A 12,251-nucleotide genomic window follows, 5' to 3' on the forward strand; every position below is an offset into this window, starting at 1 on the left:
GAACCTTCTGTCGAAAACCGGATGGCGGCGGTGGAGGCGGCCGGCCGGTGTTTGGGGACGGTGCGGGGAGGATGCGACGTGGCTGTGGTTGTGCTGGACAGGATCTGCAAGACCTACGGAAACAATTACCATGCGATCAAGGACCTGAGCCTGACGATTCACGACGGGGAGTTCCTGATCCTGGTGGGGCCGTCCGGCTGCGGAAAATCGACGGCGCTGCGCATGATCGCGGGCCTGGAGGATATCACCAGCGGCACGCTGAGCATCGGCGATCAGGACGTCGTGGATCTGCCGCCGAAGGATCGCGACATCGCCATGGTGTTCCAGAGCTACGCCCTCTATCCGCACATGACCGTCTTCGACAACATCGCCTTCTCGATGAAGCTGGCAGGAAAGGACAAGGCGGAACGCTCCCGGCGGGTGAGCGAAATCGCCAAGATCCTGCAGCTCGAGACATTGCTGCAGAACAAGCCGGCGCAGCTTTCCGGCGGCCAGCGCCAACGCGTGGCGATGGGCCGCGCGATGGTGCGCGAGCCCGCCGCCTTCCTGATGGACGAGCCGCTGTCGAACCTCGATGCCAAGCTGCGTGTGCAGATGCGCGCCGAGATCGCCAGCCTGCAGCGCCAGCTGGGCGTGACGACCATCTACGTCACCCACGACCAGACCGAGGCAATGACCATGGGCGACCGCGTGGCGGTGCTGAAGGGCGGCGTGCTGCAGCAGGTGGACACGCCGAAGGCGCTCTACCACAAGCCGGTCAACGCGTTCGTCGCAGGCTTCATCGGTTCTCCCTCGATGAACCTTTTCGAAGGGCGTCTGGAAGGCGGGTCGATCCGCCTTCCAGACTTTTCCGTTCCGTTGCCGGCAAGTGTCCGGGAGCGGGTTCCCGGCCTTTCGGCCTTCGACGGCAAGCCCGTTGTTTTCGGCATCCGTCCCGAAGACCTCTACGACAGCCGCCTGCCGTCGGGCGCGGCCTATCCGACCATTCCCGCTGTGGTGAGAACGATCGAGGAGCTCGGCTCGGAGTTGATCGTGCATCTGAAGATTGAGGCGACCCGCGTCGATTCCGGGGATCCGGACGCGGTGGAGGACCTGAGCGGTGCCGCCAATGCGGTCGCACGGTTCGAGGCCACCAGCGCCATCAAGGCCGGCGAGCGTATCGATCTCGCCATAGATCCGGCCAAGTTGCACTTCTTCAACCTGCAAACCCATGCGGCCCTGTGAGCGAGCGCCCGCAGCGTTGTCCGTGAACGATGATCAAGGGGGCAGAAATGCCATCAGACAGTGACCGCCGTCTTCGAGTTGGTGTCTTGGGCGCGGGCCAGATTGCGCAGGCGGCGCATTTCGAGAGCTGCACCAAGGCGGCGAACGCGGAACTCCATGCGATCTGCGACGTCGCCGACGACCTGCGCGAGCGCATGGTGATCACGCATGGGGCCGAGAAGTCCTACGATGATTACGACAGGATGCTTGCCGATCCGGATCTCGACGCCGTGATCATCGCGACGGCCGATGCCTTCCATGTGCCGGCCTCGCTCAGGGCGCTTGCGGCCGGCAAGCATGTGTTGTGCGAAAAGCCCATGGGGTTGACGGTGGAGGAATGCCTCGACCTGAAGGCCGCCGTCGAAAAATCCGGCAAGGTCTTCCAGGTCGGCCACATGAAACGCTTCGATGCCGGGCTGCAGGCGGCCAGGGCCTTCATTGGCGACGAGATGGGCGAGATGGTGGCGCTCAAAGCCTGGTATTGCGACAGCACGCACCGCTACCCGATGACCGATGCGGTGCAGCCGCTCATCGTCACCAGCGCCAATGCGAGGAAACCCTCGGCCAATCCGAAGGCGGACCTGCGCCGCTATTACATGCTGGCGCATGGCTGCCACCTGATCGACACCGCGCGCTATCTTGCCGGCGATATCGTCTCCGTGCAGGCGCGGCTTTCCGAACGGGCCGGCATCTGGTGCTGGTTCGTGGACGTGGAATTCGCCTCCGGCGCGCTCGGCCATCTCGACCTGACGGTGCAGGTGCGCATGGACTGGCATGAAGGTTTCCAGATCTACGGCAGGAACGGCAGCGTCCTCGGCAAGACCTATAACCCCTGGTACTACAAGACGAGCGAGGTGGACATCTTCCGCGAGGCCGATGGCGCGACGCACCGGGTGCTGGGGGCCGACGGCCATTTCTACCGCCGCCAGGTCGAGGGTTTCGCCCGCACCATTCTGGACGGCACGCCGATGGAGGGCGCCGGCATCGACGACGGCCTTGCCTCGGTGCAAGCCATGGTCGCGATCGCCCGCTCGGTCGAGACCGGCAGGCCCGCCGCGCTCGCCGACATGACGGGCGGCGTGTGATGAAGCTCGGCATCTTCGCCAAGACCTTCGCGGGACGCGCGCCGGAAACGGTTCTCAAGGCGGTCGCCGGTGCGGGCTTTGCCTCGGCACAATACAACATGGCCTGCTCGGGACTTTCCTCCATGCCGGATGCGATCAGCGGGGCCGAGGCGCGCGCGGTCGCGGCTGCCGCCGGCACGACCGGCGTCGAGATCGCCGCGGTGTCGGGCACCTACAACATGATCCATCCCGACCCGGCGGTGCGCGAGGCCGGCCATCGCAGGCTGGCGGTGCTGGCGGAGCGCTGCGCGGCGATGTCGGCCGGTCTCATCACGCTCTGCACCGGCACGCGCGATCCCCTGGACCAGTGGAAGGCGCATCCCGGCAATGACACGCCCGAGGCCTGGCGCGACCTGCTCGAGGCCATGGAGACGGCGGTCGGGATCGCCGAGCGATACGGCGTGGATCTCGGCATCGAGCCGGAGCTTGCCAATGTGGTCAATTCCGCCGAGAAGGCCCGCCGGCTGATCGACGAGATGAAAAGCCCGCGCGTCAAGATCGTGCTCGACCCTGCCAATCTCTTCGAGGTCGAGACGCCCGAGGCGCGGCGGACCATCGTCGCATCCGCGATCGACCGCCTTGCCGACCGCATCGTCATGGCGCATGCGAAGGACCGCCACCCGGATGGCAGCTTCGCAACGGCCGGCAAGGGCGTGCTCGACTACGGCCACTATCTGGGCCGGCTGAAGGCGATCGGCTTTGCCGGCAGCCTGGTCACGCACGGACTTGCCGCCGACGAGGCCGCCGGCGTCGCCGCGTTTCTCACGCGGACGCTTTCCGACACCGGGGCAGGGCGATGAGGGAGATCCGATCCTTCGAGACGGACGACGGCACGCGCCTCAATGTCGACAGCGCGGGCGAGGGCGCGCCGGCCGTCTTCCTGCATGGCCTTTGCGGCGATGCCGGCCAGACGGCCGAGGCCTTTCCCGCGCAATCCGGGTTTCGCCGCGTCACGATCGAGGCGCGGGGCCATGGCCGGTCGCAGGCCGGTCCGTTGGAGCGGCTGTCGATGGCCACCTTCGCCGACGATGTCGCCCGTTGCATCGAGCGCACCCTCGACGTTCCCGTCGTCCTCGGCGGCATTTCCATGGGCGCGGCGATTGCGGTGCGTCTGGCGGTGCGACGGCCGGATCTCGTCCGGGCGCTCGTCCTTGCAAGGCCGGCCTGGCTGGCCGCCTCGGCGCCGCCGACCATGGCCGCCAATGCCGAGGTCGGCCGCCTGCTGGCGCGGATGCCGCCGGAGGCTGCAAGGGCGGCCTTCCTTGCCGGCGCCACCGGCCGCCATCTGGCGGCGGAAGCGCCGGACAACCTGGCCTCGCTCGAAGGTTTTTTCGCGCGGGAACCCGTTGCGGTAACCGCTGCCCTCCTGACCGCGATCTCCGGCGACGGGCCGGGTGTCGCCGATGCCGACCTCGCCCGGATCGCCGTCCCCACGCTGGTGATCGGCCACGGGCGGGACATCATCCACCCCATCGCCTATGCGCGTGCGCTTGCCGACCGGATTCCCGCCGCCCGCTTCGTGGAGATCACCGCCAAGGCGCAGAACAAGGCGCAGTATATCGCCGATTTCCACCATGCCATGCGCACGTTCCTGAAGGATCTCTGAGAGATGACCCCCGCCAAATCCTGGATCGACGACCTGCCGAAGGACCGCCTGATCGCCGAGTTCTCCGTCTGGTCCGCCGATCTCGTGCGGCTTGCCGATGACCTTGCCCGTGTCGATCCGCATGTCGACGTCCTGCATGTCGACGTCGCCGACGGCCATTTCGCGCCGGCCCTGCTGTTCTTCCCGGATCTGGTGGCGGGCCTGCGCAAGGTCTCCGCCCGGCCCATCCACGTCCATCTCATGGTGGCGGATGCGGTCGTGCTGTCGCAGATCGAGCAGTTTGCCGATGCGGGCAGCGATCTCATCAGCATCCATGTCGAGAACGAAGGCGTGGCGGACGCGGCGCTCGACCTGCTCGACCGCCGCGGCGTCGCCGCCGGCATGGTGCTGCGGGTGGAGACGCCCGTCGAACGGCTTCGCCGCCATGCGGCGCGGCTGCGTTTCGTCACGCTGCTCGGCACGGCGATCGGCGTGAAGGGCCAGGGCCTCGACGGGACGGCGGGCACGCGCCTGCAGGAGGCCCGGCAGATCATCGCCGAAAGCGATGCGGACCATCGCATCGTGCTGGCGGCCGATGGCGGTATTCGCGAGCATACCGTGCCGCTGCTGCGCCGGTCCGGCGCCGAGACGGTCGTTCTCGGCTCGCTCGCATTCAACGCGCCGTCGCTTGCCGAGCGCATGGCGTGGCTCCACGCCCTCTGACGCCGGATTGCGCCATGCAGCAGATTGCCATCGGCATCGATCTCGGCGGGACGCAGGTTCGCGCGGCGCTCGTCGGCACGCGGGGCGAGATCGTCGCCCGCGCCGAGGAGCGGACCGACGCCATGGCAGGTCCCGAGCGCGTGCTGGCGCAGATCAAGGCGCTTGCCGACGGCCTTGTCGCTGCCGCAGGCACCGCCGCACCGGTGGGAATCGGTGTGTCCACGCCGGGGCCGATCGACACGATCGCGGGTGTCGCGCGCGATATTCCGACGCTGGCGGGCTTTGCCGACTTCCCCTTGAAGGCGGAACTGCAGAAGCGCTTCGCCTTTCCCGTCAGCCTGGAGAACGACGGCATCGCCGCGGCCATCGGCGAATGGCAGTTCGGCGCGGGCAAGGGGCTCGAGAACCTCGTCTACGTGACCGTCAGCACCGGCATCGGCGGCGGCGTCATCGCCGACGGGCGCGTGCTGCGGGGGCGCAAGGGCATGGCGGGCCATGTCGGTCACATGTCCGTCATGCCGGACGGCGCGCTTTGCCCCTGCGGCAACCGCGGCTGCTTCGAAGCCTATGGATCGGGCACGGCCTTCACCCGCCGGGCTCGGGAGCAGGCCTTTGCCTGCACGGGAACGCGGCTTGGCGCGGATGGCGGGTCCATAGACAGCCGCGCCGTCTTTGCCGCTGCACGGGCCGGCGACGAACTCGCCAACCGGCTTGTCGACGAGGAGGCCGGCATCCTCGGCCGGGGTTTCGTCAGCCTCATCCACATCTTCAGTCCCGAGGTCGTCATCATGGGGGGCGGGCTTTCGCATGAGTTCGAGCGCCTGCGTCCCGGCATCGAGCGCTGCATATCCGACCGGGCCATGCCCGCGTTCAAGGACGTGCGCGTCACGCGCGCCGCACTCGGCCAGAATTCCGGCCTGATCGGCGCGGCCGCCCTGGCGTTCCTCACCCGGAACGTCCACCATGGCCCGGCCGCGTTCGCGGCAGCGCTGTAAACGGGAAGGCGCTGTTCCAGTCGGGACCTCGCATGGCGACGGAAGCCGCCTTGAAACGCCGCGGATCATGGTCGATGGATGCCATCCGGCACATCCGGAAAATCGCGAATTGCAAGAACGCTATCAGGTAAAAATGCCGGCGCCTGGATGCGAGGCTCGCTGCCTGTGTCAATTTTCCTTCATGAAAAGAATCAGCACTTCGCCCTAAGATCCTGCCTTGAAAAAGCGAATCCACATCACGATCTATCCGCTATCTGGCTTGCCTCCGCTCGTTTCCGGCATGTTTCTCCCATACATTTAAGGCTTGCGCATTCGTTGCGAAAGCCTTAAACGCCTGCCAAACCGGACGGGCCGGTTAGCCCAACTTTCGTTCAGTAGGAATAAAAACATGGCAAAAGGTAAGTTTGAGCGCAACAAGCCTCACGTAAACATCGGCACGATCGGCCACGTTGACCATGGCAAGACGTCGCTGACGGCAGCGATCACGAAGTATTTCGGCGAGTTCAAGGCGTACGACCAGATCGACGCGGCTCCGGAAGAGAAGGCCCGCGGCATCACGATCTCGACGGCGCACGTCGAATACGAGACGCCGAACCGTCACTACGCGCATGTCGACTGCCCCGGCCACGCCGACTATGTGAAGAACATGATCACCGGTGCTGCCCAGATGGACGGCGCGATCCTGGTCTGCTCGGCTGCCGACGGCCCGATGCCGCAGACCCGCGAGCACATCCTGCTGGCCCGCCAGGTCGGCGTTCCGGCGATCGTGGTGTTCCTCAACAAGGTCGACCAGGTTGACGACGCCGAGCTTCTCGAGCTCGTCGAGCTGGAAGTGCGCGAGCTTCTGTCGTCCTACGACTTCCCGGGCGACGACATTCCGATCGTCAAGGGTTCGGCTCTGGCCGCTCTCGAAGACTCCGACAAGAAGATCGGCGAAGACGCGATCCGCGAGCTGATGGCTCAGGTCGACGCCTACATCCCGACGCCGGAGCGTCCGATCGACCAGCCGTTCCTGATGCCGATCGAAGACGTGTTCTCGATCTCGGGCCGCGGCACGGTCGTGACCGGTCGCGTCGAGCGCGGCATCGTCAAGGTCGGTGAGGAAATCGAGATCGTCGGCATCCGCCCGACGACGAAGACGACCTGCACGGGCGTCGAGATGTTCCGCAAGCTGCTCGACCAGGGCCAGGCGGGCGACAACATCGGTGCGCTGCTGCGCGGTGTGAACCGTGACGGCGTCGAGCGTGGCCAGATCCTGTGCAAGCCGGGTTCGGTCAAGCCGCACAAGAAGTTCAAGGCCGAAGCCTACATCCTGACGAAGGAAGAAGGCGGCCGTCATACGCCGTTCTTCACGAACTACCGTCCGCAGTTCTACTTCCGCACGACGGACGTGACGGGCATCGTGACGCTGCCGGAAGGCACGGAAATGGTGATGCCGGGCGACAACGTTACGGTTGACGTCGAGCTGATCGTTCCGATCGCGATGGAAGAGAAGCTGCGCTTCGCTATTCGTGAGGGTGGCCGCACCGTCGGCGCCGGCATCGTCGCTTCGATCGTCGAGTAACGATCGCTGGCGATGGCGTAAGCCTGCCGACGGCAAAAAAGTGTGCAAATGGCGCGCAAGCGCGATTTGCACACGGCGCCGGCATCGTCGCTTCGATCGTCGAGTAAGCTTCGGATCCTGGATCTGATGAGGGCCCCGCGGGAAACCGCGGGGCTTTTGCGTTCAGGCGCTTTGAAATGCCATGCTTTTTTAGCCTTTGGCGATAACTCGCCAGGTCTGGGGATAGAGGCGATCGGCACGAGCGGGTAGATTTGCCGCGTCGCCTGGAGCGACATGGCCTGACGGGTGGTGAGCCGCAGGCCCGGCGCCGAGGGATCGTTTCGATCCCGTGTATTGCGGCGGCGCCCCTGCGGGTGGCGGGTCGCGCCGCGCGCATCACGGCAACCAGACACGGGCCTGAACCCTCATGAACGCTTTTGCAGGCGCGGCGCGCGCAGCGCTCGCTCTCTCGATGATTCTTGTGATTCTGCCGGCAGGCGCGGCGCGGGCGGAGGATTCGCTGCTCATCTGGTCTCCGGCAAAACTATCCGGCTATGCCTATCGCCTGCGCCTGGGGGCCAAGGCCGCGACCGCGGCCGAGATGAGCGCCGGGGTGGATCTTGCGGTCACCGCGTCCTCCACCGGCCGTATCCGCGATACGCGCGACAATGCGCGGCTCTGGGCGGAAATGCGCGGGGAGGGGCTGTCCGGTGCGCAGCGCAACGTCACGGCGGGTTACAATCCGCTGACCGGGCGGGTTTCGGCGAGCGCCGGCCTGTCGCGCCGCTGGATGGCGACGCCCTCCTTCGACATCGTCCTGGCGCCCTCGGTTTCCGCCGACGCCAATATGCGCACCGGCGACCGCGGCGCGGTGCGCATGACGCAGCAGGCACGGATCCAGGCCCTGCCGACGGGAACCGACCTCGTCGCCACCGGCTCGACCGCCCGCGGCCAGAAGCGGATCGGTGCGGAATTCGGCGTCGAGCAGCGCGTCTTCGATTGCCTGGACCTCGGCGCCTCCGTACGCCGGCAGGACATGAAGCTGATCAGCACGGTCAAGGCCCGGCTTCGTTTCGCCTGGTGAGGCGGCGCCGGGGCGAGGGCGTGCTAACCTGTGAAAAAATCTCGTCTTCGGGCTTGCCAAGTCGATCCGTGCGCCGTAAAGACGCCATGCCTTGCCGGTGACGGGCGGTTCGCCCGGGACGCGGCAGGCAAATAGGGGTATAGCTCAGTTGGTAGAGCGGCGGTCTCCAAAACCGCAGGTCGGGGGTTCGAGCCCCTCTGCCCCTGCCATTCCCAGCCGGACAGCGCGGACGACTTGCAGCGACGGGGGCGGATGGCGTGGCGGCGTCGTGCCGTCTAAATTCGCGAAAAGCCCGGGCTGCCTCTTGTTAAAAAGAGAATCGGGCTTTATGTAGGGCAAAACAGACACGCGGTGCGTGGGGCTGAGAGTTCAGCTTTACGTGCCGTAATGGCGTGGACATTCAATGGCATCGAAAACGAATCCGATTGCGTTTCTGCAGCAGGTACGCTCCGAGACGGCGAAAGTGACTTGGCCCTCGCGGCGCGAGACGATGATCTCGACCGTCATGGTGTTCATCATGGTTTTCCTGGCCGCAGTGTTCTTCTTCGCTGCGGACCAGTTGATGGGGTGGCTGATCGGCCTCATCCTCAACGCCAGCGCCTGATTGGTTGGAGATGAACATGGCTTCCCGTTGGTACATCGTCCACGCCTATTCAAATTTCGAGAAGAAGGTCGCTGAGGACATCGAGAACAAGGCCCGCCAGAAGGGCCTTGAGCATCTTTTCGAGAAGATCCTGGTGCCGACCGAGAAGGTCGTCGAGGTGCGTCGCGGCCGCAAGGTCGATTCGGAGCGCAAGTTCTTCCCCGGCTATGTGCTGGTGCGGGCGAACCTGACGGATGAGGCCTACCACCTCATCAAGAACACGCCGAAGGTCACGGGCTTCCTCGGTTCCGACAACAAGCCGGTCCCGATCCCGGACAGTGAAGCCGAGCGCATCCTGTCGCAGGTCCAGGACGGCGTCGACCGTCCGAAGCCCTCGGTCTCGTTCGAGATCGGCGAGCAGGTTCGTGTTTCCGACGGTCCGTTCGCGTCGTTCAACGGCACCGTGCAGGACGTCGACGAGGAGCGCTCGCGCCTCAAGGTGGAAGTGTCGATCTTCGGCCGCGCCACCCCGGTCGAACTGGAATACGCCCAGGTCGAGAAAATCTGATTTCGGCGGCGCCTCCGGCGCGGCTCATCTGAAATCCAGCCCTCCTTCGAGGGCTGGCGGCGGAAGTTTCCGCCAATCGCGTGGAAGGGAAGGCGGCCTTTAGCCGGGCGTTCTGACCGTACCACGCAACCGCAGCCGCCGGTCGTCCGACCGGCATCACGGGCCGGGAAACCGGCCGCATTCTGAAAGGCAGAGAGAAATGGCTAAGAAAGTTGCAGGCCAGCTCAAGCTTCAGGTCAAGGCAGGCTCGGCGAACCCGTCCCCGCCGATCGGCCCGGCGCTTGGTCAGCGTGGTATTAACATCATGGAATTCTGCAAGTCGTTCAACGCGGCGACGCAGGAAATGGAAAAGGGTATGCCGATCCCGGTCGTCATCACCTATTACCAGGACAAGTCCTTCACCTTCGTGATGAAGCAGCCGCCGGTGACCTACTTCCTCAAGAAGGAAGCCAAGATCCAGTCCGGCTCGAAGACCCCCGGCAAGGGCGGTTCCATCGGCAAGCTCACCAAGGCTCAGATCAAGTCGATCGCCGAAGCCAAGATGAAGGATCTCAACGCCGCCGATATCGAAGGCGCGATGGCAATGGTCGAGGGCTCCGCCCGCGCCATGGGCCTGGAAGTGGTAGGTTGATCATGGCCAAGATTGCAAAGCGTCTCCAGAAGATCCGTGAAGGCATCGACCCGACCAAGCTCGTTGCCCTGTCGGACGCCATCGCCCTCGTCAAGGAGCGTGCGACCGCCAAGTTCGACGAAACCGTTGAAGTCGCCATGAACCTCGGCGTCGACCCGCGCCACGCCGACCAGATGGTCCGCGGCGTCGTCAACCTGCCGAACGGCACCGGCCGCGACGTTCGTGTCGCCGTCTTCGCCCGTGGCGCCAAGGCCGACGAAGCCAAGGCTGCCGGCGCTGACATCGTCGGCGCCGAAGACCTCGTCGAGATCGTCCAGGGCGGCAAGATCGACTTCGATCGCTGCATCGCGACCCCGGACATGATGCCGCTCGTCGGCCGTCTCGGCAAGGTACTCGGCCCGCGCGGCATGATGCCGAACCCGAAGGTCGGCACGGTCACCATGGACGTCGCCGGCGCCGTCAAGGCATCCAAGGGCGGCGCTGTCGAGTTCCGCGTCGAGAAGGCCGGCATCATCCATGCCGGCGTGGGCAAGGCCTCCTTCGACGCCAAGGCTCTGGAAGAGAACATCAAGGCTTTCGCCGACGCCGTCATCAAGGCGAAGCCGACGGGCGCCAAGGGCAACTACGTCAAGCGCGTTGCCATCTCTTCGACGATGGGTCCGGGCGTCAAGATCGATCCGTCGACGGTCGCCTGATCAGGCACCTGAATTTCGGCACCGCTTCGGCGGGGCCTTGAAAGAATTCCCGGCCGGTCTGGCCGGGGATTTCCGGGGAAACCCGGAACTCCTGTCCGAGATTGCAGGTGGTTAGGCCTTAATCACGTTGCCTGCATGAGACGGGTGAGACCTGGATTTCACTCAGCGTCGGATGACGCGGAATTCGGTTCGAACCTACCTTGCCTGTGCCGCGGTCCTCGACCGAGCGCGGGGGGACAGGATCCTCGAGCGTCGCTCGGGATCTTCTTTTGTAAAGCGGATCCCTGGCGGCAAAGGCAAACCCGGCAGGTCCCGTGAGAAGTCACGGTCCTGTCAACTGGAGATAGGCAGTGGAAAGAGCGGAAAAACGCGAATTCGTCACGGAGCTGAATGAAGTCTTCAAGGCTTCCGGTTCGGTTGTCGTGGCCCGCTATGCCGGCATCACCGTTGCACAGATGAACGATCTTCGTACGAAGATGCGTGCAGCGGGCGGTACCGTCAAAGTCGCGAAGAACCGCCTGGCCAAAATTGCCCTTCAGGGTACGGAGTCGGAAGGGATGTCTGATCTCTTCCAGGGTCAGACGCTCATTGCATATGCAAATGATCCGATGATCGCTCCGAAGGTAGCCATGGACTTCGCCAAGACCAACGACAAGCTCGTTGTCCTCGGCGGCGCCATGGGTGCGACCACGCTCGACGCAGAAGCAGTCAAGTCGCTTGCGACCCTGCCTTCGCTCGACGAGCTGCGTGCAAAGCTCCTGGGCCTCATTGCAGCCCCGGCAACGCGCGTCGCCACGGTCGTTGCAGCACCGGCAAGCCAGCTTGCCCGCGTGTTCGCAGCCTACGCCAAGAAGGACGAAGCCGCGTAAGGCGGTTTTTCGCTGTAAATCAAACACACCAGTTCGAACCGAACAAAAGGAAATATGAAAATGGCTGATCTCGCAAAGATCGTAGAAGACCTCTCCTCGCTGACCGTTCTGGAAGCCGCCGAGCTTTCCAAGCTGCTCGAAGAGAAGTGGGGCGTTTCGGCTGCTGCTCCCGTAGCTGTCGCTGCCGTTGGCGGCGGTGCTGCTCCGGCTGCTGCTGAAGAAGAAAAGACCGAATTCGACGTGATCCTCGCCGACGCCGGCGCCAACAAGATCAACGTCATCAAGGAAGTCCGCGCCATCACCGGTCTCGGCCTCAAGGAAGCCAAGGACCTCGTCGAAGGCGCTCCGAAGGCTGTCAAGGAAGGCGTTTCCAAGGCTGAAGCCGCTGACCTCAAGAAGAAGCTTGAGGACGCCGGCGCCAAGGTCGACGTCAAGTAATATCGGAATGCTGCGGGGGAGGGCGAAAGCCCTCTCCCGTCGATCCTTTCCGCTGAACTGATTACCCAAAAGCCGCTGAAAACGGCTTTTGGGTAATGGGTTCTTCAAGAGGATGGTCTTCACCGCAAGATTGGGCAATCCGGCCCGTCG

14 protein-coding genes and 1 tRNA gene are annotated in these 12,251 nt (G+C 64.7%); all 15 read left to right on the plus strand.

Annotated elements, in window-relative coordinates; translation table 11 throughout:
• Positions 1 to 78 precede the first annotated feature (78 nt).
• A complete protein-coding gene (locus AABQ55_RS12440) occupies positions 79 to 1,224 on the plus strand; it encodes an ABC transporter ATP-binding protein (RefSeq protein WP_272805235.1) in 1,146 nt (381 codons plus the stop codon).
• A 47-nt stretch (positions 1,225 to 1,271) separates the two neighbouring features.
• Complete coding sequence (locus tag AABQ55_RS12445) at positions 1,272 to 2,348, plus strand: Gfo/Idh/MocA family protein (RefSeq protein WP_272805236.1); 1,077 nt, start codon at positions 1,272 to 1,274, stop codon at positions 2,346 to 2,348.
• Positions 2,348 to 3,187: a sugar phosphate isomerase/epimerase family protein gene (locus AABQ55_RS12450; RefSeq protein ID WP_272805237.1), complete on the plus strand. Its 840-nt coding sequence runs from the start codon at positions 2,348 to 2,350 to the stop codon at positions 3,185 to 3,187. Before AABQ55_RS12445 ends, AABQ55_RS12450 begins: the two co-directional genes overlap by 1 nt.
• Positions 3,184 to 3,993: an alpha/beta fold hydrolase gene (locus tag AABQ55_RS12455; protein WP_272805238.1), complete on the plus strand. Its 810-nt coding sequence runs from the start codon at positions 3,184 to 3,186 to the stop codon at positions 3,991 to 3,993. The genes AABQ55_RS12450 and AABQ55_RS12455 overlap by 4 nt, the downstream gene beginning before the upstream one ends.
• 3 nt (positions 3,994 to 3,996) lie before the next feature.
• Positions 3,997 to 4,695 carry a ribulose-phosphate 3-epimerase gene (locus AABQ55_RS12460; protein WP_272805239.1) on the plus strand — a complete coding sequence of 233 codons (699 nt, stop codon included), beginning with the start codon at positions 3,997 to 3,999 and terminating at the stop codon, positions 4,693 to 4,695.
• 14 nt (positions 4,696 to 4,709) lie between these two features.
• Positions 4,710 to 5,690, plus strand: a complete 981-nt coding sequence (locus AABQ55_RS12465) for an ROK family protein (RefSeq protein WP_272805240.1) — start codon at positions 4,710 to 4,712, stop codon at positions 5,688 to 5,690.
• A gap of 388 nt (positions 5,691 to 6,078) precedes the next feature.
• Positions 6,079 to 7,254 carry an elongation factor Tu gene (tuf, locus tag AABQ55_RS12470; RefSeq protein WP_244765691.1) on the plus strand — a complete coding sequence of 392 codons (1,176 nt, stop codon included), beginning with the start codon at positions 6,079 to 6,081 and terminating at the stop codon, positions 7,252 to 7,254.
• A gap of 406 nt (positions 7,255 to 7,660) precedes the next feature.
• Positions 7,661 to 8,317: a hypothetical protein gene (locus AABQ55_RS12475; protein ID WP_272805241.1), complete on the plus strand. Its 657-nt coding sequence runs from the start codon at positions 7,661 to 7,663 to the stop codon at positions 8,315 to 8,317.
• Positions 8,318 to 8,450: 133 nt separating this feature from the next.
• Positions 8,451 to 8,526: transfer RNA gene (locus AABQ55_RS12480), tRNA-Trp, on the plus strand.
• 194 nt (positions 8,527 to 8,720) lie between these two features.
• A complete protein-coding gene (secE, locus tag AABQ55_RS12485) occupies positions 8,721 to 8,921 on the plus strand; it encodes a preprotein translocase subunit SecE (protein WP_244765701.1) in 201 nt (66 codons plus the stop codon).
• A 16-nt stretch (positions 8,922 to 8,937) separates the two neighbouring features.
• Complete coding sequence (gene nusG, locus AABQ55_RS12490) at positions 8,938 to 9,468, plus strand: transcription termination/antitermination protein NusG (protein ID WP_244765700.1); 531 nt, start codon at positions 8,938 to 8,940, stop codon at positions 9,466 to 9,468.
• Positions 9,469 to 9,667: 199 nt separating this feature from the next.
• Entirely contained in the window at positions 9,668 to 10,099 is a 432-nt protein-coding gene (gene rplK / locus AABQ55_RS12495; RefSeq protein WP_244765699.1) for a 50S ribosomal protein L11, read from the plus strand.
• 2 nt (positions 10,100 to 10,101) lie between these two features.
• Positions 10,102 to 10,794 (plus strand): 50S ribosomal protein L1, encoded by a 693-nt coding sequence (rplA, locus tag AABQ55_RS12500; protein ID WP_244765698.1) that lies wholly within the window; start codon positions 10,102 to 10,104, stop codon positions 10,792 to 10,794.
• 350 nt (positions 10,795 to 11,144) lie between these two features.
• The gene (gene rplJ / locus AABQ55_RS12505; RefSeq protein WP_024270435.1) at positions 11,145 to 11,663 is read left to right on the plus strand and encodes a 50S ribosomal protein L10; all 519 of its coding nucleotides are present in this window, start codon (positions 11,145 to 11,147) and stop codon (positions 11,661 to 11,663) included.
• Between the two features lie 60 nt (positions 11,664 to 11,723).
• On the plus strand, positions 11,724 to 12,101 hold the full coding sequence (gene rplL / locus AABQ55_RS12510) for a 50S ribosomal protein L7/L12 (protein ID WP_244765697.1): 378 nt from the start codon (positions 11,724 to 11,726) through the stop codon (positions 12,099 to 12,101).
• The last annotated feature ends 150 nt before the right edge of the window (positions 12,102 to 12,251 follow it).

Origin of the sequence: Shinella sp. WSD5-1 (assembly GCF_963942435.1) — a bacterium.
GTDB classification, from domain to species: Bacteria; Pseudomonadota; Alphaproteobacteria; order Rhizobiales; family Rhizobiaceae; genus Shinella; species Shinella yambaruensis.